Below are 26,485 nucleotides of genomic sequence, written 5' to 3' on the forward strand. Positions count from 1 at the left end.
GTGAAGGGATAGAGGCAATGAAACAAGTATTTAAGTCATCCTGTCCATTAAACTGTTGGGATAGCTGCGGCTTTGAAGTAACAGTTGAGGATGGAAAAGTAACAAAGGTTGAAGGAGATAAGGATCATCCGATTACCCAGGGTAAGATTTGCGGCAGAGGGAGAATGCTTGAAGCGAAGACAAATTCCCCAGTCCGATTAACAACTCCATTAAAAAAGGTAAAAGGGAAATTTATTGAGATTTCTTGGGAGCAAGCGCTGGATGAAGTTGCTGAAAAAATGAGGGAGATTAAAAGGATCCATGGTTCAACTGCAATCTTACATAGCCATGATTATGCAAACAATGGGCTTTTAAAAAATCTTGATAAGCGTTTCTTTCATTATTATGGCGGTGTTACAGAGTTAGTCGGCAGCGTCTGTTGGGGTTCTGGTATCGAAGCCCAAACCTGGGATTTTGGAAGCTCTTTTAGCCATGCTCCTGATGACATTTTTTATAGTAAGCATGTTGTGATTTGGGGAAGAAATGTAGCTAGAACGAATATGCATTTATTTCATTATTTACAGGAAGCGAAAAAGCGGGGCTCTACTATCACTGTCATAGACCCGATTCATAATGCAACAGCGAAAATAGCTGATCGTTATCTTTCCATTAAGCCTGGGATGGATGGGTTAGCCGCAATCGGTGTGATGAAATATTTGATTGCAGAAAATAAGCAGGATCAGATATTTATTGATAACCATACCACAGGGTATCATGACCTTTTAGCATTATTAGATAGCATAAAGATGGATAACATTTTAGCTCAGGCTGAGATCACCTTAAATGATATTAAGTATTTAGCCTCTATATATGCGGATGGACCAACCTCCACATATATAGGGTTAGGTATGCAAAGATACGCGAATGGCGGCAATACAATCAGATTAATTGATGCATTGATTGCAGTCAGTGGAAATGTCGGAATTCCTGGGGGAGGTGCTAATTTTGGCAACCTACAGGTAGGAAGAAGTTTCCATATGAACAGTCTAACACAACCACATAAAAAAACAGCTTCAAGACAATTTGCTATGATGAACCAGGCTGAAGAGATTTTATCTGCTAAAAATCCTGAAATTAAAATGATCTTTGTCACATGTGGAAATCCGCTGGCCCAAGTTCCAAACTCTAACAAGGTTAAAAAGGCATTTGAAACTGTTGAGACTCTTGTTGTTGTCGATCACTTTTTAACAGATACTGCCGAACTTGCTGACTATGTATTCCCTACCACGACAGTATTTGAGGAAGAAGATATCTATTATTCTTCTATGTATCATCATTATGTTAATTATGGAGAGAAGCTTGTGGACCCTCCTGGTGATGCAAGGTCTGATTTATGGATTTGGACACAATTAGCAGAACGTTTAGGGTTTAGAGAAGCTTTTCAATTGTCACGAACAGAGTTTTTAGAAATAGGTCTTTCTAATTTAAACAAGCATGGCATCACGTTGGATCGACTAAAAGAAGAAAAACGACTGCCACTGCCTGTTCAACATGTTCCATGGGAAACAAAAGAGTTTTTAACACCTACTGGAAAATTTGAATTTACCTCTTCCCTTGCAGAGGGAAAAGGTTTTGAAGGGAAGCCGGTTTATCTCCCGCCAAAAGAATCGATTATCTCTAATTCATCACTGGCCAAGGAGTATCCATATCAGCTTTTATCGATCCATCCTTCTCGGTCAAACCATTCACAGCACTATGTCATGATTAAGGCATTACAAACGGTTAAGATTGAGATCTCTGAGGATATCGCTAATGAAAAACAAATAGGAGACGGTGATTCTGTTGCCATCTATAATGATCGAGGAAGGCTATCGGGTACGGCTAAGATTATGAAGAAAGCTCATCCTCGAACAATTAATGTAGATGAGGGACAATGGCATAAGTTTGGCGGCTCTGTCAATTTACTTACATCAGATGGTCTTTCAGATAATGGATTAGGCAGTGTGTTGTATGATTGTTTAGTCAATATCGAGAAATTAATTGGATAAAAGGCTGTTTAAATACGGACAGCTCCCTTAATGGGGGACTGTCCCCTTTCATTTTATTTACCAGGAAATGATAAATTGATTAAAACTGAGGTTAAGCGCTCACGTGTCAGTTCCTAGGAACAGGACTCTCAACTGTAGTCAGGGAGATTAACTTCATGCCAATTAACTTTAGACTAATTTATCTAAAGCTGTTCAATGCTCTTATGCTTTTGTACCATGACATTATCGTTTAAAGATATTCGCTTGTCTTTTATGAATTTACTATCTATAATTGTTGAAGATTGAATAGAATTCGGACAAATTTTTTTGTTTCTTAATAGAGGAGTGGGAATATGGCATTAACTGCTGGTATTGTAGGTCTTCCTAATGTCGGAAAATCAACATTGTTTAACGCAATTACACAAGCTGGTGCTGAATCAGCAAACTATCCATTTTGTACAATAGATCCTAATGTTGGGATTGTAGAAGTGCCTGATGAGCGTCTGCAAAAGCTAACAGAGCTTGTAAACCCTAAAAAAACCGTGCCAACAGCGTTTGAATTCACTGATATTGCTGGGATTGTTAAAGGTGCCAGCAAAGGAGAAGGTTTAGGAAATAAATTCCTTTCCCATATTCGCCAAGTAGACGCGATTTGCCATGTTGTACGCTGTTTTGCAGATGAAAATATTACCCATGTTTCTGGTAAGGTTGATCCAATTTCTGATATCGAAACGATTAATCTTGAGCTGATTTTAGCGGATCTTGAAACAGTTGATAAGCGAATTGACCGGGTTGCAAAACTTGCAAAACAAAAAGAAAAAACAGCTGTTTTTGAGCATGAAATATTAGTGAAGCTTAAAGAAGCGTTTGAAAATGAAAAGCCTGCTCGTTCTGTAGAGTTTAACGAAGAGCAACTGAAATATGTTAAACAATTGCATTTATTAACCATTAAACCTGTTCTGTATGTAGCAAATGTTAGTGAAGAGGAAGTAGCCGATGCTTCAGAAAATCCATATGTCAAACAGGTTCGTGAGTTTGCTGCTGGTGAAAATGCAGAAGTAATCGTAGTATGTGCAAAAATTGAATCTGAGATTGCTGAGCTTGAAGGGGAAGAGAAGGAAATGTTCCTTGAAGAGCTGGGAATTGAAGAGTCTGGGCTTGACCAGTTAATTAAAGCATCTTACCATCTTCTTGGATTGGCTACTTACTTTACAGCAGGCGAACAAGAGGTTCGTGCTTGGACGTTTAAAAAAGGTATGAAGGCTCCACAATGTGCAGGAATTATCCATACCGACTTCGAAAGAGGGTTTATCCGTGCCGAAACAGTCTCATACGATGACCTGCTAGCTGCAAAGTCAATGGGTGCAGCACGTGAGGCAGGAAAGGTCCGATTAGAAGGAAAAGAATATTTTGTCCAAGACGGAGATGTTATTCACTTCCGATTTAATGTCTAAGACCGGCTGAACAAGGCGCTTGCGCTTTTCTAATTTTTTTGTTAAAATACCTAATTGTGAGTAATTTATTTTAATTGCTCCTTGCCCATAATTGGGCCGTTTAGTCCAGAAGGAGGTGTAAGATGATGAAAAAGTATGAAGTTATGTACATCATCCGTCCAAATATTGAAGATGAAGCTAAGAAAGCTTTAGTTGAGCGTTTCAACAACGTTTTATCTGAAAATGGTGCGGAAGTAACTGAAGCAAAAGAGTGGGGAAAACGTCGCCTAGCATACGAAATCAATGATTTCCGTGATGGCTACTATATGCTTCTTCAAGTAAACTCTGAAGCTGCTGCGGTTCAAGAATTTGACCGTTTAGCGAAAATCAACGAAGATATCATTCGTCACATCGTTGTTAAAAAAGAAGCTTAATTTATAAATAATAGAAAAGATATTCAAAAAAGGATGGTTCTGATGTTGAATCGAGTCGTACTAGTCGGAAGACTAACAAAAGATCCAGATCTGCGTTACACACCAAGCGGAGTAGCTGTTGCGACATTTACTTTAGCGGTAAACCGTACGTTTACGAACCAACAAGGTGAAAGAGAAGCTGATTTTCTTAACTGTGTGATTTGGCGCAAGCAAGCTGAAAATGTTGCAAACTTTCTTAAAAAAGGTAGTTTAGCAGGTGTTGACGGCCGGCTGCAATCACGTAGTTATGAAGATCAAACAGGCAAACGTGTTTATGTAACAGAGGTTGTTGCAGAAAGTGTCCAATTCCTTGAGCCTAGAAGTGCAGGCGGCGGAGGCGGCGGCAACAATAACTTTAACAACAATAATAATTTTGGTGGGTATCCTAGCAATTCTGGTAATCAAAATCCGTTCGGTTCAGATCAAAATCAACGTAATCAAGGGCGTACAAGCTTTGATGACGATCCATTTGCAAATGATGGAAAACCTATTGATATATCTGATGACGACTTACCGTTTTAACTTTAAACATATATTCCAACTATAGTCAGAAGGGAGGAAATGGACAATGGCAGGCGGACGTAAAGGTGGACGTGCAAAACGTCGTAAAGTGTGCTTTTTCACTTCAAACGGAATCACACACATCGATTATAAAGATGTTGATTTATTAAAAAAATTCGTATCTGAGCGTGGTAAAATTTTACCTCGTCGTGTAACAGGTACTAGTGCAAAATACCAACGTAAATTGACTGTAGCTATTAAGAGAGCTCGTCAAATGGCTTTATTACCATACGTTTCTGGTGAATAAGTAAAAAGCACAGATTGGATCTGATCCGATCTGTGCTTTTTTATACATTTGTTGATACATATTCCACAGTTTTTAATTAGACATATTATTTCTCATTTTACGATATACTAACACTATTTTAAGAGTACATATATAAAGTAATGTTGCTATGTTTGTTGTGTCAGATGTTTGATTACAAGTGGAAGGTAGTCTAAAATAAAGCTTGATCCCCTTAAAAAAAGAGGTGAAATGATGAGGCGGATTCATGTAATAACAGAAGGCGCCATTTTATTGGCTCTTTTCCTGGTTTTAATGCTTTTTGCTCTTTACGCACCATTTATAGGTTCTGTCCTGTTATTTGTCCTTCCATTGCCATTCATCATCTTTACGATAAGACACGGTTTAAGTGTATCGTTGATGATGTTATTTGCGGGTAGTCTGCTGTCTGTCCTATTTGGTTCGGTTACTAACATTCTGATGGCCTTCATGTTTGGATTAAGTGGAGTAACAATGGGCATCTTTTATAAAAGAAAACAATCAACGGGTGCTTTAATAGGAGGAAGTATAGCTTATACAATTGGATTAGTTGTGATCTATATAGGAACCATTCTTATTCTTCAAATTGATATGATTAAGGATTCCATTTCTTTATTAGAGCAGTCAATTGAGCAATCAAAATCCATGTATTCATCACTAAATCCTGATGCTGATCTTGAGGAGCAATTTGAACAACTTGAAGATGGATTAGATCTTATACATATTTTAACTCCTACAATATTCGCGGCCACAGGAATGATATTCGCTGTCATTAGCCATATCATCGCCATACCCGTTCTTAAACGGTTGAGGGTTGGAGTTTCTCCAATAAAGCCTTTCAGGTATTTGCGGCTCCCTCAAAGTCTATTCTGGTATTATTTAATTGTCTCCTTGTTTATTATGGTAAACATAGATCCAGACAGCTTCTATTATATGGCACTGATGAATTTATATTTTTTTCTGCAATTTTTTGTCCTTATTCAAGGATTCTCATTTGTATTTTACTATTCCTATATGAAGGGCCTATCAAAGGCTGTGCCAATTATTGTTTTGATTGCTTCATTACTTATACCAATCCTACTTTATCTTGTTAGAATCTTAGGTATAATTGATTTATGCTTCCCTCTCCGTGGTAAAATAACAAAAAAAGTAAGATAGGATTCAGTGCCAAAAGAGGAGTTGATGAGAGCGGATGCCGAGTTTGTATGAAAAACCATTAATCCGATACCCTATTTATGTGTTAATTTCCGTTTCAGTCATATCTGTTCTGTTCCTCTATTTTTTTAATTGGATGATTGGTCTCCTTGTAACGGTTTTTTTAGGTGCTGCCCTTCTTTATCTCAGAAAAGCTGTGGTTGACTTTCAAACTGAAATGGAAGGCTATATCACAACGCTTTCTTACCGATTGAAAAAAGTTGGCGAAGAAGCATTAATGGAAATGCCGATTGGAATTATGCTATATAATGATCAGTATCTTATTGAGTGGACTAATCCTTTTTTAACATCTTGTTTTGATGAAGATACATTAGTTGGCAGATCATTATACGATGTTGCAGATTCCTTAGTACCCCTAATTAAACAAGAGATCAATTCTGAAACCATTACCTTGCATGATGGAAAATTTAAAGTGATTATAAAACGTGATGATCGTTTACTATATTTCTTTGATGTGACGGAACAAGTAGAGATTGAGCAGCAATATGAGAATGAACGGACTGCATTGGCATTAATCTTTTTAGATAATTATGATGAAGTTACACAGGGAATGGACGATCAAACAAGAAGTGCAATTAATAGTGAGGTAACAGCTTTATTAAATAAGTGGGCGAAGGATTATGGAATCTTTTTAAAGAGGATTTCGTCAGAACGTTTTTTAGGTGTGCTAAATGAGAATATCTTAATGAAACTGGAAAAAACAAAGTTTTCCATTTTAGATGAAGTAAGAGAGAAAACGACGGTCCATAATGTATCGCTAACATTAAGTATTGGAATTGGTACGGGTGTCTCATCATTACAAGAGCTTGGCGACCTGGCCCAATCGAGTCTTGATTTGGCTCTAGGCCGCGGTGGTGATCAGGTTGCGATTAAGCAAACAAGCGGCAAGGTTAAATTCTTTGGGGGAAAAACTAACCCAATGGAAAAACGCACGCGAGTACGTGCACGCGTCATATCACATGCTTTAAAAGAAATCGTACTAGAAAGCGATAAAGTAGTGATAATGGGACATAAGTTCCCTGATATGGATGCAATTGGTTCGGCCATTGGGATATTAAAGGTGGCTCAAGTAAATGAAAAAGAAGGGTTCATTGTTTTAGATCCATATGCCCTTGATTCAGGTGTCGAACAATTACTTACTGAAGTAAAGCAAAATCCAGACCTCTGGTCAAGATTTATTACACCAGAGGAAGCACTTGAAATCATGACAGATGAAACACTGTTAATTGTTGTTGATACACACCGGCCATCCTTAGTCATTGATGAAAGGCTGCTTGCTAAAAGTGAGCATGTGATTGTCATTGATCATCATAGACGTGGTGAGGAGTTTATTAAAGACCCTATCCTTGTTTACATGGAGCCATATGCCTCTTCTACAGCTGAACTAGTGACAGAGCTGTTAGAGTATCAGCCTAAGCGTCAGAAAATGAATATGATAGAGGCAACCGCCTTATTAGCAGGAATTATCGTAGATACGAAAAGTTTTACTCTCCGTACGGGATCTCGTACTTTTGATGCTGCTTCTTATTTGAGATCTAAAGGTGCTGATACAGTTTTAGTTCAGAAATTCTTGAAGGAAGATATCGAAAATTATGTAAAACGGGCAAAATTGATCCAAAATGCCTCAATTTTTCGAGAAGGCATCGCTATTACCATTGCTGAAGAAGATCAATATTTTGAGCAGGTTATTATTGCTCAGACAGCTGACACGCTTTTAACGATGAATGGGGTTGTCGCTTCATTTGTCATTGCTAAACGCGGCGAAGGGTGTATTAGTATTAGTGCCCGCTCTCTAGGTGATATCAATGTCCAGTTGATCATGGAAGCTCTTGATGGTGGGGGCCATTTAACAAATGCCGCAACCCAGCTTTTTGATGTCACGCTTCAGGAAGCAGAGGAAAGACTAAAAGCAATAATAGATGATTATCTTGAAGGAGGAGAAGAATCATGAAGGTTATATTCTTAAAAGATGTAAAAGGAAAAGGGAAAAAAGGTGAAATAAAAAATGTTGCTGATGGTTATGCCCATAACTTTTTGATTAAACAGGGGCTTGCAATTGAAGCATCAACTGCAAATGTCAGTTCATTAAATGCGCAAAAGAAAAAGCAAGAAAAAGAAGCAATTGAAGAATTAGAACAAATGCAGGAGCTTAAAAAGGTGCTAAATGAATTAACAGTAGAATTAAAAGCAAAATCTGGTGAAGGCGGACGTCTTTTTGGTTCCATTACAAGCAAACAAATAGCAGATGAGCTAAAAAAGAGCCATAGCATCAAGCTTGATAAACGGAAAATTGACCTTCCAGATGCGATTCGTGCATTAGGTTATACAAATGTACCAGTTAAGCTTCATCCTGAAGTAACAGCAACAGTAAAGGTGCATGTAACGGAACAGTAATTATTGGAAACATATGTGGTTTTGTGGAAAGAGTGAAATTTTTCTTGAAGCGGAGCCACATTTTTTTTATCCTTAATACTTAGGGAGTTTTAAATTTTCATAGCTTACTAATTAATATAAAGGACGGTGATCATCATAAACGAGATAATTGGTGATCGTATTCCACCACAAAATATAGAAGCCGAACAGGCAGTGTTAGGTGCGATCTTTTTACAGCCTGCATCGTTAACACTGGCATCAGAGCTTTTAATTCCTGATGATTTTTATCGGGCTTCACATCAAAGAATTTATAATGCGATGCTTGAATTGTCCGATAAAGGTGAGCCAGTCGATCTAGTAACCGTAACTTCTGAGCTGGCAGATGCAAATCTTTTAGAAGAGGTAGGCGGAGTTTCTTACTTAAGTGATTTAGCGAACTCAGTTCCTACTGCAGCAAATATTGAATATTATGCAAAAATTGTCGAAGAAAAATCGATTTTACGACGCTTAATCCGCACTGCAACAACGATTGCACAAGATGGCTATAGTCGTGAAGATGAGGTTGAAGTGCTCCTCAATGAAGCCGAAAAAACCATCATGGAGGTTGCTCAACGGAAAAACGCAGGGGCGTTCCAGAACATAAAAGATGTTCTTGTCCAAACATACGATAATATTGAATTGCTCCATGACCGAAAAGGAGACATAACTGGAATCCCAACAGGCTTTACAGAGCTAGACAAAATGACTGCGGGCTTCCAGCGAAACGACTTGATTATCGTTGCGGCCCGTCCATCAGTTGGTAAAACAGCATTTGCCTTAAACATTGCACAAAACGTAGCAACCAAAACTGATGAAAATGTAGCAATCTTTAGTCTGGAGATGGGGGCAGACCAGCTTGTTATGAGGATGCTTTGTGCGGAAGGAAATATTGATGCACAAAGGCTGAGAACAGGTTCATTGACTCCTGAAGATTGGGGCAAGCTGACGATGGCAATGGGAAGTCTGTCAAACTCAGGAATTTATATCGATGACACACCAGGTATTCGTGTTAGTGAAATTCGGGCAAAATGCCGAAGATTAAAGCAAGAAAGCGGATTAGGAATGGTCTTGATCGATTACCTTCAGCTTATCCAAGGAAGCGGACGAACCGATAACCGTCAGCAAGAGGTATCAGAGATCTCCCGTACGCTTAAGGAATTAGCCCGTGAATTGAAGGTGCCTGTCATCGCGTTATCACAGCTGTCACGTGGTGTTGAGCAGCGGCAAGATAAGCGTCCAATGATGTCAGATATCCGTGAATCTGGAAGTATTGAGCAGGATGCAGATATCGTTGCCTTCTTATATCGTGATGATTATTATGATAAAGAATCAGAGAATAAAAACATCATCGAAATCATTATTGCTAAACAGCGTAATGGTCCTGTTGGGACTGTATCATTAGCATTTGTTAAAGAATATAATAAATTCGTCAATTTGGAACGGCGTTTTGATGATTCCGGTGTTCCACAAGGTGCTTAAGGAGTTCGCTGATGCGTTCTTCTTTTTTTATTTTAAAGAGAGTGATCCTTTTATATTAGGATAAAATAATATCGGATGTGGTTTTTTAATTAAGAAAGGTAAAGAAGGATAACGTTTTTATTTTTAGGAATAACAATGAATTTACGAACGAATAATCCATTTTTATTTATAAATGTTCGTACTTTCATTGACTTTCCTATTCCTCACTGATAAAATAAACATGTTTGAATAGTGCGAAATTACGGAGGTGCACGGAATGTCTTCAGTAGTAGTTGTAGGAACTCAATGGGGAGATGAAGGGAAAGGAAAGATCACTGATTTCCTTTCTGAAAATGCAGAGGTTATTGCTCGTTATCAAGGTGGAAACAACGCAGGTCATACAATTAAATTTGATGGAGAGACATATAAGCTTCACTTAATTCCATCTGGTATTTTTTATAAAGATAAAATTTGTGTGATTGGTAACGGAATGGTTGTTGACCCTAAAGCACTTGTAAAAGAACTTGCTTATTTACATGAGCGCGGCATTACAACAGATAATTTACGAATCAGTAATCGAGCGCATGTCATTTTACCTTATCATCTAAAATTAGACGAGGTAGAAGAGGAACGTAAAGGCGCAAATAAAATAGGAACAACGAAAAAAGGAATTGGACCGGCTTATATGGATAAAGCAGCACGCGTAGGCATTCGAATCGCTGATTTGCTGGAAAGAGATACTTTTGAAGAGAAGCTAGTTCGTGCATTACAGGAAAAGAACCGTCTTCTAGAGAAATTTTATGAAGTGGAAGGCTTTACTGTAGAAGAAATTTTAGATGAATATTATGAATACGGCCAACAATTTAAGCAATATGTTGTTGATACATCAGTTGTTCTTAACGATGCATTAGATGAGGGACGCCGCGTTTTATTTGAAGGCGCACAAGGAGTTATGCTTGATATTGACCAAGGTACATATCCGTTTGTAACATCATCAAATCCTGTTGCAGGAGGAGTTACAATTGGCTCAGGCGTTGGACCAACTAAGATTAATCACGTTGTTGGAGTATCCAAAGCATACACAACTCGTGTAGGTGATGGTCCATTCCCTACAGAATTAAATAATGAAATCGGCAATCAAATTCGTGAGGTAGGCCGTGAATATGGGACAACAACAGGACGCCCTCGCCGTGTAGGCTGGTTTGATAGTGTTGTTGTTCGCCATGCAAGAAGAGTAAGCGGATTGACAGATCTATCTCTTAACTCTATTGATGTATTAACAGGCATCGAAACATTAAAAATCTGCGTTGCATACAAATACAGAGGAGAAACCATCAGCGAGTATCCAGCAAGCCTTCAAGTACTTGCTGAATGTGAACCTGTATATGAGGAACTTCCAGGCTGGACAGAAGACATAACAAACGTACGTACGTTAAGTGAACTTCCAGAAAATGCTAGACATTATATTGAGCGTGTTTCACAGCTTACTGGAATTCCTTTATCGATCTTCTCTGTAGGACCAGACAGATCACAAACAAATGTTATCCGCAGTGTATACAGCTAATCACTTTTAGGGAATCGGACGGCGATCCGGTTCCCTTTTTAAATGCCTTTTTAAAAAGAATAAATTTTTTTTGAAAAAAGTGTTGTTTTATAATGAATGTATATGATATTATAGAAAACGTCCTGTTAAAAGGTAAACAAAGTTTGAAACGAAAAGCAATTGGTAACAAAATAGTACTGCTCAATTAAAAATGAGCCATTAGCTCAGTTGGTAGAGCACGATCGAATAAGCTGCGAAGCATTAACATCAGCGGACAAATCGAGCTGCATCTTGAATAGCTTCCTGAGATTTGGGCGTCAATAACAAACAGTAAAACAAAATAGTACTACTCATTTAAAAATGAGCCATTAGCTCAGTTGGTAGAGCATCTGACTTTTAATCAGAGGGTCGAAGGTTCGAGTCCTTCATGGCTCACCATTTATTTTTTTGTGTTGCAATGGCCCGTTGGTCAAGCGGTTAAGACACCGCCCTTTCACGGCGGTAACACGGGTTCGAATCCCGTACGGGTCACTTGATTTAGCTTTATAGATTTTCCTTTTGGTCCGGTAGTTCAGTTGGTTAGAATGCCTGCCTGTCACGCAGGAGGTCGCGGGTTCGAGTCCCGTCCGGACCGCCATTACATATTTTTTAAGCTCCTTCTGTTTCAAGAGGGCGATGAGCTTTATTTAATAAGTGTTAAGCAATATATAAGTTATTGATCCAAAAACATCATTAAAAGTTAAACTACATACTAATCATGGCTCGGTAGCTCAGTCGGTAGAGCAATGGACTGAAAATCCATGTGTCGGCGGTTCGATTCCGTCCCGAGCCACTTAAAAAGCATGATCCGAAAGGATTCATGCTTTTTTTCTGTTTATGCAGAAGAAACCTATTTTGATAATATTCCCCTCTAAAATCAACAATATATGACAGGTTTAACCAAAATCTGTATGTATTTATACAATCCTATTACAATTTATCGATATTTAAAGAAGTTGCTAGATTCTATGTTAAATTAGTAGGGTGTAGAATAACGGGGATTTTGTCGACTTAGATCAATATCCCTATGTAAGAGGCTTCCTGAGTTTCTTGTACTAATTATTTAGGAGGAAAAATTCAGTGTGTAAGCGTTTTAATAATTTAATAGAAAAGAATATTCAAGGGAAATACTCCTTTTTTAAAAAGTTAACACTGCTTGCGGCTTTAACAGCTTCCTTTACATTAGGAGGAGTTAGTGCTTCTGCAGAATCATCCTTATCAACGGTCCACCATGTGTACATAGGTGATCAATATATAGGTACAGTTGATAATGAAGAGCTGATCGATCAGGTATCAGCCGCAAAAATAGAAAAGCAAAAATCAAGCTACTCAGATTTACCTTTAACTGTTGAAGATATGGAGATCATTCCAGAAGAAATGTTCCATCCTATTTTTAATAATGATGAGGCTTTATCAAAGCTTGATCAGGAGCTTGATGTTGTTGTTGAGGCAACTGAATTAATAATCGACGGTAAAGCAGTTGCTAGTTTTAAAACTAAAGAGGATGCAGAAGCAGCTTTAAAGGCATATAAGCTTCAATACGTATCTGAATCCGCTTTGAAGGACATGGAAGCTCGCAAAGCTATTGATCATCCTTTAGCAACATTAAAGGAAGGACAGTCTCGTTTATTAGACGTGACTTTTTCTAAAAAGGTTTCACTAGAATCAAAAAAAGTTTCACCAGACAAGGTCATTAGTATTGACCAAGGGGTTAATCTATTAAAAAGGGGAACATTAGAGGAATCAAAGTATATTGTCCATGCTCAAGATGTTTTAAGTGAGATTGCATCTAATCATCAATTATCTCTGGAGCAATTACTAGATTTAAATCCTGGCCTCGGAGAGGACTCATTAATAAACCCTGGTGATGAACTGAATGTTACGGTTTTAAAGCCATTTGTTAAAGTGAATATACAGCAGGAAATGCTCATAAAAGAAAGCATTCCGTTTGAAACAGAGATTAAAGAGGATTCTTCACTGCCCAAAGGCGAAGAAAAAACGCTTCAAGAGGGTTACGCTGGTGAGAGCCTTGTAAACTATGTCGCCCAGCTTGAAAACGGCTCTGAAACTAAGCGTGAAGAATTAAAAGAAGAGATCATTAAAGAACCAGTTAAAGAGATTATCGTTAAAGGGACGAAGGTTATCCCCTCTAGAGGAACAGGAAATTTAGCGTGGCCGGCAGTAGGAGGTTACATTTCCAGCGAACTCGGACAGCGATGGGGCAAGCTTCATAAAGGAATTGATATTGCCAGACCAAGTGAACGAACAATTAAAGCTGCTGATAACGGTACAGTAGTTTCAGCAGGTTATAATGGCGGCTACGGTAATAAAGTAGTGATTAACCATAATAACGGCTTAAAAACTGTTTATGCACATTTGGACTCCATTTCCGTATCTGTAGGACAGGTGGTATCCCAAGGTCAAAAACTCGGAATTATGGGTTCGACAGGAAATTCAACAGGGTTACACCTGCATTTTGAAGTTTATGATAATGGAAGTTTAAAAAATCCAAGAGATTATTTACAATAAGATTGCTTACTAAGGGTCTGACACTAACTATTGTGTCAGGCCTTTTTGTTGTATAGTATAGTAAAAATCTTTTGCTGTGGGATAATGGCTTCGGTATTCATCTCCAGCGCCTAGACCCTCAAGTTAAACTCTAAGGAATTGAAGAAAAGAACATCTTCTATTCCTTAGAGTCTGATGCTTTTCGAAGCTGTTCAAGGCGCTTCTACTTTAGTTATTTCCTACCACATGAAAATAGTTCATTTGAACGTATTTATTTATAATAAAACATTTTATCTTGAATTTTGTTTGATCCTAAAATTAGAATTAATAACTCTCTATTTATTGGTAATCATGTAAAAAAGGTGAATCTCATCTTTGAAAATGTTACATTAAATAATAGGGTTTATACGTAAATAAAAGGGGCGAGAGCTTTGGAGAAGAAGATTTTAGTTGTGGATGATGAAAAACCAATTGCTGATATATTACAGTTTAATTTAAAAAAAGAAGGATATACCGTTTATTGTGCCTATGATGGAAATCAGGCTTTAGAAATGGTCGAGGAAATTACTCCTGACCTGATTTTATTAGATATTATGCTTCCAAATCGTGATGGTATGGAGGTGTGCAGAGAGGTTCGAAAGAAATATGACATGCCAATCATTATGCTGACAGCAAAGGATTCTGAAATCGATAAGGTTCTGGGCCTTGAGCTTGGAGCGGATGATTATGTTACGAAGCCGTTTAGCACAAGGGAACTGCTAGCCCGCGTGAAAGCAAACTTGCGCCGTCAGCAAACAATTGATAATAATGAGCCAAAAGCAGCAACAAATGAAATAAAGATTGGTTCACTTGTGATTCATCCAGATGCATATGTGGTGTCTAAGCGTGGAGAGACCATTGAATTAACCCATCGTGAATTTGAGCTTCTTCACTATTTAGCACAGCATATTGGACAAGTTATGACGCGGGAGCATTTGCTGCAAACCGTATGGGGTTATGATTATTTCGGAGATGTCCGAACAGTAGATGTAACAGTAAGACGATTAAGAGAAAAAATAGAAGATAATCCAAGTCATCCAACATGGATCGTAACAAGACGCGGTGTTGGATATTATTTAAGGAACTCCGAACAGGAGTAATGAGATGAAAAAGGTTAGTTTTTTCCGTTCAATCCATTTTAAGTTTGTTATGGTTTACGTGCTTCTCATTATGCTTGCGATGCAAATCATTGGCATTTATTTTGTTAAAGAGCTGGAGACGTCCTTAAAAGAAAATTTTAATGCATCGTTATCAAAACGTGCCAGCTTGCTTGTTTATAATATTGCAGAAGAAATGTCACCACGTGACCCAAAAGAAAATGAGGATGATGATGGCAATACAGCTTCAAATGAAATAACGTCGATTATTAAGGACTTTGAGACTGATGAAATTCTTGAAGTCCGTGTCATTGATTCCAATAAAACCGTTATTGCAACCTCAAGCATCGACCAAGACATTGTTGGTAAAAAAACAACCGAGGCAATGGTCCTGCGAACGTTAGTTGGTCTGGAGGATAGTAATAATAATTATTTCATCCATCAAGAAACTGGTGACCGTGTAATGGTGATGACCCAGCCAATAAAAGAAAACAACTTCAGTGATAAAACTGTTGGTGCCGTTTATATTGTAGCTTCAATGGAAGAAGTATTTTCTCAAATGCAAATTATTAATAGAATTTTTGCTACTGGTACAGGATTATCATTATGTATAACAGCTGCACTTGGTATTTTCCTTGCAAGGACCATTACAAGACCAATGTCAGATATGAGAAAGCAAGCAATTGAACTAGCAAAAGGAAACTATTCCCGTAAGGTAAAAGTGTATGGAGAAGATGAAATCGGCCAATTAGCTGTGACCTTCAATTATTTAACAGAAAAACTTGAAGAAGCACAGGCAATGACTGAGGGAGAGAGAAAAAAGCTTGCATCTGTTATTGCTCATATGACTGATGGAGTAATCGCAACCAACCGCAATGGAAAAGTTATTCTCATAAACAATCCTGCATTAGAGATGTTAAATGTTTCACGTGGAACGTTAAAAGATGTGCATATTACTGATTTATTAGGAATTGAAGATGGCAATACCTTTGAAAGTCTTATTGATGAACAGGATTCGCTTGTTTTAGATTTTAGCACAAATGAAGGTCCACTAATAATACGGGTAAGCTTCTCTGCCATTCAAAAGGAATCAGGTAAAATAGATGGGTTAATTGCTGTACTGTATGATATTACAGAACAAGAGAAAATTGAACAGGAAAGAAGAGAATTTGTTGCGAATGTATCGCACGAATTGCGGACACCTTTAACAACGATGCGGAGTTATCTTGAAGCTTTAGCAGATGGTGCATGGAAGGATAATGAGATCGCGCCGCAGTTTTTAAACGTTACTCAGACCGAAACAGAACGAATGATTCGCTTAGTAAATGACCTGTTGCAATTGTCAAAGCTTGATCGAACAGAATACAAGTTAAATAAGGATTTTATCAATTTCACTGATTTCTTTAATAAAATTATAGATCGGTTTGAAATGACGAAATTGGAGCATGTGTCATTTGTAAGGAATATTCCTAAAGATGCTCTTTATGTTGATATGGATACTGATAAAATTACACAGGTTTTGGATAATATCATTTCGAATGCGCTAAAGTATTCACCTGAAGGAGGAAAGGTAACCTTCAGCATTGATGTTTTGCCTGCGGAGATTCAAATACGTGTTCAGGATGAAGGAGTAGGGATTCCAAAAGGAAGTGTTAATAAGATCTTTGATCGATTTTATCGGGTAGATAAAGCGAGAACTCGCAAGCTAGGAGGCACTGGTTTAGGATTGGCCATTGCTAAGGAAATGATCCTTGCTCATGGCGGGGATATTTGGGCACAAAGCCAGGAAGGTAAAGGAACGACCGTATACTTTACGTTGCCGTATAACCCGGAACAAGAGGATGAATGGGATGAATAAGGAGTCCATTAAAAGCGCCATTTTAGTCATATTAGTCGTTATCAGCTTGTTTTTCACTTGGAACATGTGGAGCCTTGAGCCAACCCTTGAGGAGTTCGAAGATGAAACGCTTTTTGAAAGTGTTCCAATTGACGAAACCCAAAGAAAGATGTATGAAGTGATCACACCGCAGCAGCTCTTTTTTCATTCTGGTGATAAACATTATAGTACGATAAATGGTAGTTCTGCTAATGAGTTATGGAAGGAAATGCAAAATTGGGAGTATAGCAATCAAAGAGGCTCATCAACGCAAGGCTTTGAAGCATTGGTTCGAGGAAAAAATAATCAATCGCTTGAACTGAGGTTTTTTGATGAAATCCCAATAGAAACCTTTCAATCTATGATAAAATGGGAGGAAGAGACAAGCAGTCTTTTTGCCTTTGATCGAATTTATTTACCAGTTGTGAAAGAGAATGAAATTCAAAAGATTTTCTTTGTTTCAGCTTCTGAAAAAGAAATTGTCGAGGCCTCTGTCAATAATTTAGATGCGAGTGACTTTGTTGCAGACCTGTTTGGCAAGCGGGAAGGGTTTCAGCCTTACTTTGTTTTCCAAGCTGGAGAAGATAATGAAATATTACTCCCAGAGAACCAAATGAAGGTAGATAATTATCAATATTTCACTGAAGTGATCGATGATGAAAAATTTAAAGATGCTTTGTTTAGCAAGCCAAGAATTGTTAAGCAGGATGTCAATAGGAATACAGATGAAACAAGATATACGGATGCCACAAGGGAATTAACTATTAACCCGGCTGAGCATTCGGTGAATTTTGCAAATCCGACTTTAAGGATTAGTAATTCCGTAGATGATTTTACCTTGTTTCAGCAAAGCTTCACTTATTTAAATGATCATGGCGGATGGACTGATAGGTATGTATTATTTGATATTAATGAAAGCGTTCAGGAAGTATCAATGATCATGTCCATTCAATCAATCCCGGTTATTCGTGCATCTAATTCTTCTTTTTATGGTCCCACGATGATTACGCTAAGTTGGGGACAAAATGAAATCGTGAATTATACACGCCCTTCCTATCAGCTTATACATTCGATTTCCGATGATTCTACTATCCTCATGTCAGGTAGAAAGGTAGAGGAAATCATTAGGAATGTTCAGCAGATTGATGATCTATCGCAAATTTATAATATTTTTATTGCATACGAGCTTGGAAGTAGTTCTGATAACGAGCAGATTGTAACAGTCTCTCCAGTTTGGTGTATTAAAATGAAGGATGGAACATTGATGAAAGTCGAACAGACTGGGGGGGATAAAAATGGAGTGGAGTAAAACAAAAACCATTTTTATTCTTGCATTTCTTATCTTGGATATCTTTTTAGCCATTGAATTCTTTGAATTACGTGGAGAAAATGAATTTGCGGTTATTCAGGAAGCAAAAATAGAAGAACAATTAGATGCTGAGGGGATTTCATATGGAAATTTACCTGATGATATCGGGGATAGTTCTTATATTACTTCAAAAAGCAGGGATTTTACTGAGGAAGATGTCAGCAAGCTAAAAAATCAATCAATGGTTTTAACAAGTGCAGACGTTTTAACAAGTGCAGACATAAGTGAAAAATCATTTGTAAAATTAAATATGGAACTTAATGATCCATTTCCATTACCAGAGGTGAATACACAAAGTAAAATCAATCAGTTTTTGAAGGATAATATCATTTCTGGAGAACTTTATCATTTCTGGTATAGAGATGAGCAATTAAATGAAATTATTTGTGTTCAAAAATACAATAATCGATATATTTTTCAAAACAAAGGCGAACATATTGGGATGGTCATTTTAAAACTGAATGAGGACAATGAAATTGTTTCTTATGAGCAATCGATGCTTGAAGATATAAGAGAGGTAGAAGACAGGGAACAGGCTGTTTCTCCTTTAAAGGCCATTGAGGCGTTATATAATAAAAGATATTTAAAGTCAAATAGTGAAATAAAACAAATTCAATTTGGGTATTACACACATATCCCGCTTTCAAATCAACAAATTTTAGCACCAACTTGGCATATTGTTGTGGAAACGGAAGAGGAAGAGAGAGAAGAGTATTACGTCCATGCTTTAGAGGGAGACGTTTTACAATCGCCACAATAGGGAAAAGAGGAGTGAATACTTATGGGCTTGCAGTTTAGTGTCCTTGCAAGCGGAAGTACGGGGAATGCCATCTATGTTGAATCAGAAAATCAATCGTTTTTAGTGGATGCCGGTTTAAGCGGAAAGCAAATGCAGCATTTATTTGAGCAGATCGGAAAAGATATCAAAACGCTATCAGGTATTTTAGTCACACATGAACATAGTGATCATATAAAAGGTCTTGGTGTCCTTGCAAGAAAATATAAGCTTCCTATTTATGCAAATGAAAAAACATGGAAGGCGATGGATGGCTTAATCGGAGAGGTTGCAACAGAACAAAAATTTGTCTTTCATACTGGCACTGTTAAAACCTTTGGTTCATTGGATATTGAATCATTCGGCGTTTCACATGACGCAGCCGAACCCATGTTTTTTGCCTTTCACCATGAAGGGAAAAAGCTTGCATTAATTACAGATACCGGTTATGTAAGTGACAAAATGAAAGGAACTATCCAAAATGCGGATGCGTTTGTATTTGAAAGCAATCATGATGTTTCCATGCTGCAAATGGGGCATTATCCGTGGAGCATTAAACGGCGCATTTTAAGTGATGTCGGCCATGTTTCGAATGAAGATGCTGCTATTGCCATGATGGATGTCATCGGCGATGCAACAAAACGTATTTATTTAGCACATTTAAGTAAAGATAACAACATGAAGGATTTAGCAAGAATGTCTGTACAGCAAACATTAGCAAGCAAGGGTTTTATTACAGGCGAGCAGTTTGAATTATATGACACAGATCCAATAACCCCTACACCGCTTGTAGCGATTTAGGAAGAGTTTTTAGCGTCTATTGTAAAAGATAGGCGTACTACATAGAATGAAAAAGCTAAGAAAGTATAAAAATTTGTACTTAGTTTTAGCGGATAGCTCCAGGTGCCATCGGCCAAGGTTTAAGTCGAATCGGAATTGAAGAAGATTCACCTTCTATTCCAATCCTTATGCTTGTCGCTGAATGGCTTAGTGCCTTGAGCTTTACTTAGTGTTCTCTGTCTCATTTTCAGCATGAAACATAAACATCATGGTTAATATGACGCAGACTAGAGAATAATGTTGATTAGATATAACACTATTCATGCTTTTAGATTAGAAAGGGATGGTGACAGGTAGTGGGTTATTATGATCAAGATTATGAAAACTATGATGCTAGAAAACAAAAGGGAAACCGCGGAGGCTGGTTTTTAGCAGGTTTGGTTGGAGCCGTTATCGGTGTGCTTATCATGCTATTTGCGTTTCCAGCCTTATCAAATTTTTTACCATATAATATGGATTTAGGCGGTGAGGTTACCGAACAGGAAGGTACTGCTGAATCAACCGGACCGGTCAAAAATGTTTCTGTAAATGTAAATACGGCGATTACTGACATCGTCAATGAAGTATCAGATGCCGTAGTAGGAGTTGTCAATCTTCAGGAGGCCGGCTTTTGGAATGAGTCCGGACAAACAGAAGAAGCAGAGGCTGGAACAGGTTCAGGTGTTATTTATAAAAAAGAAGGAAAAAATGCCTTTATTGTGACAAATCACCATGTTATTGCCGGAGCTACACAAGTAGAAATCAGTTTAAGCGATGGAACGAGAATTCCCGCTGAGATTCTAGGCAGTGACGAGTTAACGGATTTAGCTGTTCTTCGTGTAGAAAGCGATAAAATTAAAAAGGTTGCACAATTTGGAAACTCTGATCAAGTCAAACCAGGGGAGCCGGTAATTGCGATTGGAAATCCATTGGGGCTTCAATTCTCAGGTTCAGTTACCCAAGGGATCATCTCGGGTACAGAAAGAGCAGTTCCAATTGATGAGAACGGTGATGGTCAGGTGGATTGGAATGCAGAGGTTTTACAAACAGATGCTGCTATTAACCCAGGGAACAGCGGCGGAGCACTGATTAATATGGATGGAAAAGTGATCGGAATCAATTCCATGAAAATTGCCCAAGAAGCTGTCGAAGGAATAGGATTGGCGATTCCATCTAACCATGCAATTCCGATTATCGAGGATCTTGAAAAATACAGCGAGGTCAGACGCCCTTATATAGGGATTTCAATGCAATCATTGAATGAAATCTCTTCCTACCATAAGCAGCAAACTTTAAAGCTATCAGAGGATATTACAACAGGAATTGTTGTCATGAGTGTAGCTCCAATGTCACCTGCTGCTCAAGCGGGTCTTCAAGAGTTCGATGTCATTACTGAATTTGCTGGGGAAGAACTAAAAGACGTTATTGAACTAAGAAAAATTCTATATAAACAAAAAATTGGTGAGACTGTCGAGTTCACGTATTATCGTGAAGGAGAAAAGAAAACTGGGAAAATGAGATTAGGCGAACAAGATATGTTAGGGAGCTGATAATTCAGCTCTCTTTTTTTACAAAACAAAAAAGACTGTGGATAAATCATCCAAGACAGTTAGAACAAGGTTTGTGGATAAATTAAAAACATGGTAAAACTATTTATGAATGTCCACATGTGGATAAAGGAGGAAGCAGGATGTATTGCTGTGAAGAACATATAGAACTAGCGATTGATATGTACGTAGATGAAAATGAATTAGCACCTGAGATAAAAAAAATGGATAAGGATAGCAACTTATCCACAACTTGTGAATTATGCCAAAACCCTGCAGTATATATAGTGGGAGACTAATTTTCTACTATCGATTGTGGATAAAATAAAGAGTTTTGTGGATAACTATGTTTGAAATGGGGAAGCAGTGTGAATATCTCAATTGTGACAATTGGAAAGCTAAAAGAAAAGTACTTAAAGCAAGGAATTGATGAATACTTAAAACGCCTTTCAACCTATGCAAAAGTCGATGTCATTGAACTGCCTGATGAAAAAGCTCCAGAGAACTTAAGTGAAACAGAAATTGAGATCGTAAAGGAAAAAGAAGGAGAACGCATTCTTACTAAAATCAGTGATGATACCCACGTCATTGCCCTTGCGATCGAAGGGAAAATGAAATCATCAGAACAGCTCGCAAAAGATCTCGATCAGCTCGCTACATACGGAAAAAGCAAAATTGCGTTTGTCATTGGCGGCTCTCTGGGCTTAAGCCCCGCAGTTATTAAACGAGCTAATGATACTCTCTCATTTTCTAAAATGACCTTTCCTCATCAGTTGATGAGGCTGATTTTGCTGGAACAGGTTTATCGGGCGTTTCGGATTAATCGTGGGGAGCCGTATCATAAGTAAATGAGGTTTTTAGTTTCTAGGAAAAATCAAAAAACCAAAAATAAACAAGTTTAAAAACTTGCTTATTTTTGGCTTATTCGCACTACACCATATATCTAACAATTATGGGGTTTGTAATAAAAATGGTTAAAAAGTAAGTTGCTTCAAATAAACCGCTGTTTGGGAATGGGCGCTCATTCCCACTTGTTGATATAAGCGGTTAGCATTTGTTAGACTATCAGAGTCTACATACAGTAAGATTGTTTTTTGATTACGTTTGTAAGCTAGCCCAAATGTATGAAGCAGCAGCGCCTTACCTATTCCATGTTTTCTATATTCACGTTTTACACCTAATAAATCAATGAATAATCCATCATCTTGCATTCTGCTCATTAGGAATCCTACTGGTTTAGATTTCTTCCATACAATAAACCAAAGGCTTGGATCGTATCCTTCGCCCTTTTTTTGCGAAATCCATGTTGTTATATCTTTTTTGGAATACCCCCATGCATCTCGGAATGTTTCGTCGTAGATCGAAAATAGAGTTTCTTCATCATGGTCGGGTTGAAAAGAACGTATCGTTATTCCCTCTGGTAAATGGTGCTGGTATGGTGCTCCTTGTAGCTCGATTTTCATTCGTTCAAATAACCTGCTGAATTGATATCCCCTTGCCTCAACCAGATTTCTGGCATCAATATTGGTATAAGGTAGTTGGTTCATTAACTTTTGCTCGCCGTCTCTACCTTTAACTAGAACATTTGCACGTTCCTCCACTTTCTTTAGTAAAAGTGAACCAATTCCTTGATTTTTAAACTGAGGGTGGACAAATATACAGGTATCCAGTCTGTTTGCCCCTGTTACCTCAACAAAACCATACCCAATCAATTGGTTAGCGGCTGAAAGGGCAATCCATGCATCGGTTTCTATTTGAATGGAATTCCACATATCAAATACATCTGACAATGTAATGTCCGGTTCACCTATTTCCGCAATGTCACATAATGACACCAAATCAGTAACAGCTTGAGCATCTTCTAATGTCGGATGCTTAATAATAAACTTCTGCACGTGTTTTTCCATCTATTTCTCTCTCCCTTTGTTCCAGTCATTAATCCTAATCATAAAGTATTTTTTCTAATTTATACCCATCCATTCTTGAATATGTGACAAGGCTTTGTTTATTTTATTTCAATTATAGCATTTGTTTGTGAAATTTATCACAGGCTTATTTCATAGCATCTCTCTGCCTGTTTAGCTGCTTTTGTTATCGAATGAATGGAAAAAACTATATTAAAATTTAGAAATGATTTAAATTTCGATGTATGGATTTAAACATCTGGATATTAATAAGTGTTTTTCTAGGAAGTACAATTGTGTTTTTTAAAAAACTTTATTATTATAAGATAGTATTTAAATATTTAATAAAGAAGAAATGGATAATTCCAGGAGGAAGCCTTTTAAGATAGATTGAAAAAGGACGCTATCATCATATCTGCGTCTATTAATGGTATAAGAGGAGGAAATGGAGTGGCAAACAAAGAATTGAAGAGAGGCTTGGAAGCACGTCATATTCAGATGATTGCTTTAGGGGGAACAATTGGTGTTGGTTTATTTATGGGTTCTGCTAGCACGATTCAATGGACGGGTCCGTCAGTCCTGCTCGCTTATGCAATCTCAGGGATTTTTATATTTTTCATTATGCGCGCAATGGGGGAAATGTTGTATGTAGAGCCTAGTACCGGTTCATTTGCGACCTTTGGCCATAAGTACATTCATCCATTAGCAGGCTATATGACTGCATGGAGTAACTGGTTCCAATGGGTTGTTGTTGGGATGGCAGAAATTATTGCAGTTGGGACATATATGAAGTACTGGTTTCCAGATTTACCTGCTTGGATACCTGGTATCATCGCAATGGTAATACTCGGTCTAGCGAACTTAATTTCTGTTAAATCATTTGGTGAATTTGAATTTTGGTTTGCGATGATCAAAATCGTTACCATAGTATTGATGATTGTTGCAGGGATTGGTCTAATTTTCTTCGGATTTGGCAACGGTGGAGATGCAATCGGAATAGCTAACCTTTGGAATAATGGCGGCTTTTTTGCTGGTGGCTGGTCAGGGTTCTTCTTTGCTCTATCACTAGTTATTGCAGCTTATCAAGGTGTAGAACTGATTGGGATTACAGCTGGTGAAGCAAAGGACCCGCAAGAAACGTTACCTAAAGCGATTCAAAGTATTATTTGGCGTATTTTAATTTTCTATATTGGTGCAATTTTCATTATAGTAGCGGTTTATCCTTGGGATCAATTAGATTCAATTGGCAGTCCGTTTGTTGCAACTTTTGCGAAAGTTGGTATTACAGCAGCTGCTGGAATTATTAACTTTGTCGTAATCACAGCTGCAATGTCAGGATGTAATAGTGGTATTTATAGTGCTGGGCGTATGCTTTATACATTGGCAATGAATGGACAAGCACCTAAAATCTTTTTGAAACTATCAAATAATGGTGTGCCTTTATTCGGTACGATTGGTGTGTTAGTTGGTTTAGCAATAGGCGTTATTTTAAGTTATATTGCACCGGAAAATTTATTTGTGTATGTATATAGTGCAAGTGTACTCCCTGGTATGATCCCGTGGTTTGTTATTTTGATTAGTCAAATTCGATTCAGAAAAATAAAAGGAGCCGAAATGGACAATCACCCATTCAAAATGCCTTTTGCACCGGTAACAAATTACTTAACAATTTTCTTTTTAATTATGGTATTAATCGGTATGTGGATGAATGATGATACACGAATGTCGCTAATTGCAGGGATTGTTTTCCTAGGTATCGTTGTCATTAGTTTTTACGCTTTTGGAATAGGCAAGCGTGCTTCAGTAGATGCTCAAACAGATGATAGAATCACTAAGGGATAAATCACCCTGTTTGATTAAGGCTAGTAAGTAATAGTTAGTAAAAAAATCAATAATGTAAAATTATATAAAATCAATAAATAGGGACAGTTATGACATTTGGTCCCTATTTTATTTTTTTAGAAACCTCAAGCTTTTGATAGTTAACTGTTATGGATGAAATAATTTTTCCTGAAGAATATCGATTGCTCGTTCAATTTCTTCTAAATTTTCTTTGGAGGCATTTTGTATTCGATTTTGAAACCTGGTTTCAATTGTAGCAAATGCTTCGTTCATGACAACTTCCCCTTCTTCCGATAGACGAATATAGTGTTTTCGTCGGTCTTGGCTATCACTTATCTTTTCAATTAATTTTTTGTCAGCTAACTTGCTAAGCTCACGACTAGTATTGGACATAGACATATTCTGACAATCGTTAATTTCACTAGGAGTCACAGGCTGACTAACTGCTATAAATTCAAGAATGTTATATTGAACTTGTGAGATTGAATTTGGCTTTGCATTTTTTGTTAATTCATTTGTTACACGATGAACAGAAGTTGTAAATGATACCAGTTTATTAAAAAGTTCTTTTTTATCCATTCTTTCACCTCAATAGACAAGATAACAAAATAGTTATCAAAAAACAATTATCAATTGATAATTAAAATTTCGGGTGTTACAATTTAGTTATCAAATGATAATTAAGAGGTGCCTTATGAAAATGTTAATCATTTATACATATCCCAATCATAATAGTTTAAATTATTCATTTTTACAAAACGCCATTAAAGGGAGTAAGCAGAATCCCACTATAAAAGAGTTACAGGTATTAGATTTATATGATGAGGGATTTAACCCAATTTTAGTGTTTAACGAGCAAAAGAGAAGACGTGATATGCATAATGACCCCAATATTGAAAAATATAGACAACAAATTACATGGGCTGACAAGATTGTTTTTATCTATCCTATTTGGTGGGGAAGACCACCCGCGATGCTTTTGGGATATATAGACCAATTATTTGCTTCCAATTTTGCTTATAAAGATAAGAAAGGACTTTTTCCGGAAGGGCTACTGAAAGGAAAGTCGGTTATATGTATATCTACCATGAAGGGTCCAACTCACTATCCATTTCTATGGTGGAATAATGCACATAAAATTTTAATGAAAAGGGCTTTATTTAATTTTGTAGGAATTAAGAAAGTAAAGTTCTTTGAATTTGGGAATATGGAAAGTCCAAAAGGAAAACAAATGAAAAAACTAGAAAAGATTTACCATTATTTTAAAAGACTAGGATAACTCGATCTCTGTTTAGATAAGTCACAGT

At 37.4% G+C, this 26,485-nt stretch carries 23 protein-coding genes and 4 tRNA genes; 25 read left to right on the forward strand and 2 right to left on the reverse strand.

Features of this window, described 5'->3' with window-relative positions; all coding sequences use genetic code 11:
- Positions 1-17 precede the first annotated feature (17 nt).
- The 23 genes from WQ54_RS24365 (at position 18) to rlmH (ending at position 22,280) form a co-directional block, all read left to right on the forward strand.
- A complete protein-coding gene (locus tag WQ54_RS24365; protein WP_046588205.1) occupies positions 18-2,027 on the forward strand; it encodes a molybdopterin-dependent oxidoreductase in 2,010 nt (669 codons plus the stop codon).
- A 332-nt stretch (positions 2,028-2,359) separates the two neighbouring features.
- Entirely contained in the window at positions 2,360-3,460 is a 1,101-nt protein-coding gene (gene ychF / locus WQ54_RS24370; RefSeq protein WP_046588207.1) for a redox-regulated ATPase YchF, read from the forward strand.
- Positions 3,461-3,585: 125 nt separating this feature from the next.
- The gene (gene rpsF, locus WQ54_RS24375) at positions 3,586-3,873 is read left to right on the forward strand and encodes a 30S ribosomal protein S6 (RefSeq protein ID WP_046588681.1); all 288 of its coding nucleotides are present in this window, start codon (positions 3,586-3,588) and stop codon (positions 3,871-3,873) included.
- A gap of 42 nt (positions 3,874-3,915) precedes the next feature.
- Positions 3,916-4,434: a single-stranded DNA-binding protein gene (ssb, locus tag WQ54_RS24380; protein WP_046588210.1), complete on the forward strand. Its 519-nt coding sequence runs from the start codon at positions 3,916-3,918 to the stop codon at positions 4,432-4,434.
- 46 nt (positions 4,435-4,480) lie between these two features.
- Positions 4,481-4,720 carry a 30S ribosomal protein S18 gene (gene rpsR, locus WQ54_RS24385; protein WP_046588211.1) on the forward strand — a complete coding sequence of 80 codons (240 nt, stop codon included), beginning with the start codon at positions 4,481-4,483 and terminating at the stop codon, positions 4,718-4,720.
- Positions 4,721-4,948: 228 nt separating this feature from the next.
- Positions 4,949-5,893, forward strand: a complete 945-nt coding sequence (locus WQ54_RS24390; protein ID WP_084822310.1) for a YybS family protein — start codon at positions 4,949-4,951, stop codon at positions 5,891-5,893.
- A gap of 34 nt (positions 5,894-5,927) precedes the next feature.
- Positions 5,928-7,901: a DHH family phosphoesterase gene (locus tag WQ54_RS24395; protein ID WP_046588215.1), complete on the forward strand. Its 1,974-nt coding sequence runs from the start codon at positions 5,928-5,930 to the stop codon at positions 7,899-7,901.
- Positions 7,898-8,344, forward strand: coding sequence for a 50S ribosomal protein L9 (gene rplI / locus WQ54_RS24400; RefSeq protein WP_046588217.1), 447 nt, complete (start codon positions 7,898-7,900; stop codon positions 8,342-8,344). The genes WQ54_RS24395 and rplI overlap by 4 nt, the downstream gene beginning before the upstream one ends.
- 135 nt (positions 8,345-8,479) lie before the next feature.
- The gene (gene dnaB, locus WQ54_RS24405) at positions 8,480-9,841 is read left to right on the forward strand and encodes a replicative DNA helicase (RefSeq protein ID WP_046588683.1); all 1,362 of its coding nucleotides are present in this window, start codon (positions 8,480-8,482) and stop codon (positions 9,839-9,841) included.
- 256 nt (positions 9,842-10,097) lie between these two features.
- Positions 10,098-11,384, forward strand: coding sequence for an adenylosuccinate synthase (locus tag WQ54_RS24410; RefSeq protein WP_046588219.1), 1,287 nt, complete (start codon positions 10,098-10,100; stop codon positions 11,382-11,384).
- 341 nt (positions 11,385-11,725) lie between these two features.
- Positions 11,726-11,801: transfer RNA gene (locus WQ54_RS24415), tRNA-Lys, on the forward strand.
- A 21-nt stretch (positions 11,802-11,822) separates the two neighbouring features.
- Positions 11,823-11,894, forward strand: a tRNA-Glu gene (locus tag WQ54_RS24420).
- 29 nt (positions 11,895-11,923) lie between these two features.
- A tRNA-Asp gene (locus tag WQ54_RS24425) sits at positions 11,924-12,000 on the forward strand.
- 122 nt (positions 12,001-12,122) lie between these two features.
- Positions 12,123-12,195: transfer RNA gene (locus WQ54_RS24430), tRNA-Phe, on the forward strand.
- A gap of 287 nt (positions 12,196-12,482) precedes the next feature.
- Positions 12,483-13,931, forward strand: coding sequence for a M23 family metallopeptidase (locus WQ54_RS24435; protein ID WP_231597640.1), 1,449 nt, complete (start codon positions 12,483-12,485; stop codon positions 13,929-13,931).
- 410 nt (positions 13,932-14,341) lie between these two features.
- Complete coding sequence (gene yycF / locus WQ54_RS24440) at positions 14,342-15,049, forward strand: response regulator YycF (protein WP_046588221.1); 708 nt, start codon at positions 14,342-14,344, stop codon at positions 15,047-15,049.
- A 4-nt stretch (positions 15,050-15,053) separates the two neighbouring features.
- On the forward strand, positions 15,054-16,904 hold the full coding sequence (gene walK, locus WQ54_RS24445; protein ID WP_046588223.1) for a cell wall metabolism sensor histidine kinase WalK: 1,851 nt from the start codon (positions 15,054-15,056) through the stop codon (positions 16,902-16,904).
- Positions 16,897-18,231 (forward strand): YycH family regulatory protein, encoded by a 1,335-nt coding sequence (locus WQ54_RS24450; protein ID WP_046588225.1) that lies wholly within the window; start codon positions 16,897-16,899, stop codon positions 18,229-18,231. Before walK ends, WQ54_RS24450 begins: the two co-directional genes overlap by 8 nt.
- Positions 18,218-19,051: a two-component system regulatory protein YycI gene (locus tag WQ54_RS24455; protein ID WP_046588227.1), complete on the forward strand. Its 834-nt coding sequence runs from the start codon at positions 18,218-18,220 to the stop codon at positions 19,049-19,051. The genes WQ54_RS24450 and WQ54_RS24455 overlap by 14 nt, the downstream gene beginning before the upstream one ends.
- 21 nt (positions 19,052-19,072) lie before the next feature.
- Positions 19,073-19,867 carry an MBL fold metallo-hydrolase gene (locus WQ54_RS24460; RefSeq protein WP_046588228.1) on the forward strand — a complete coding sequence of 265 codons (795 nt, stop codon included), beginning with the start codon at positions 19,073-19,075 and terminating at the stop codon, positions 19,865-19,867.
- A 335-nt stretch (positions 19,868-20,202) separates the two neighbouring features.
- Positions 20,203-21,435, forward strand: a complete 1,233-nt coding sequence (locus WQ54_RS24465; RefSeq protein ID WP_046588230.1) for a S1C family serine protease — start codon at positions 20,203-20,205, stop codon at positions 21,433-21,435.
- 140 nt (positions 21,436-21,575) lie between these two features.
- Positions 21,576-21,731, forward strand: coding sequence for a CxxH/CxxC protein (locus WQ54_RS33045; RefSeq protein ID WP_084822312.1), 156 nt, complete (start codon positions 21,576-21,578; stop codon positions 21,729-21,731).
- A gap of 69 nt (positions 21,732-21,800) precedes the next feature.
- Positions 21,801-22,280 carry a 23S rRNA (pseudouridine(1915)-N(3))-methyltransferase RlmH gene (rlmH, locus tag WQ54_RS24470; protein WP_046588231.1) on the forward strand — a complete coding sequence of 160 codons (480 nt, stop codon included), beginning with the start codon at positions 21,801-21,803 and terminating at the stop codon, positions 22,278-22,280.
- Positions 22,281-22,406: 126 nt separating this feature from the next.
- On the opposite strand, the gene WQ54_RS24475 is transcribed toward rlmH, so the two are convergent.
- Positions 22,407-23,339 carry a GNAT family N-acetyltransferase gene (locus tag WQ54_RS24475; RefSeq protein ID WP_046588232.1) on the reverse strand — a complete coding sequence of 311 codons (933 nt, stop codon included), beginning with the start codon at positions 23,337-23,339 and terminating at the stop codon, positions 22,407-22,409.
- A gap of 447 nt (positions 23,340-23,786) precedes the next feature.
- On the opposite strand from WQ54_RS24475, the gene WQ54_RS24480 reads away from it, so the two are divergent.
- Positions 23,787-25,178, forward strand: coding sequence for an amino acid permease (locus WQ54_RS24480; RefSeq protein ID WP_046588233.1), 1,392 nt, complete (start codon positions 23,787-23,789; stop codon positions 25,176-25,178).
- Positions 25,179-25,325: 147 nt separating this feature from the next.
- On the opposite strand, the gene WQ54_RS24485 is transcribed toward WQ54_RS24480, so the two are convergent.
- The gene (locus tag WQ54_RS24485) at positions 25,326-25,757 is read right to left on the reverse strand and encodes a MarR family winged helix-turn-helix transcriptional regulator (RefSeq protein ID WP_046588234.1); all 432 of its coding nucleotides are present in this window, start codon (positions 25,755-25,757) and stop codon (positions 25,326-25,328) included.
- A gap of 115 nt (positions 25,758-25,872) precedes the next feature.
- On the opposite strand from WQ54_RS24485, the gene WQ54_RS24490 reads away from it, so the two are divergent.
- Positions 25,873-26,457, forward strand: coding sequence for an NAD(P)H-dependent oxidoreductase (locus WQ54_RS24490; RefSeq protein ID WP_046588236.1), 585 nt, complete (start codon positions 25,873-25,875; stop codon positions 26,455-26,457).
- Positions 26,458-26,485: the final 28 nt, after the last annotated feature.

Origin of the sequence: Bacillus sp. SA1-12 (assembly GCF_000981385.1) — a bacterium.
Lineage (GTDB): Bacteria > Bacillota > Bacilli > Bacillales > Bacillaceae > Metabacillus.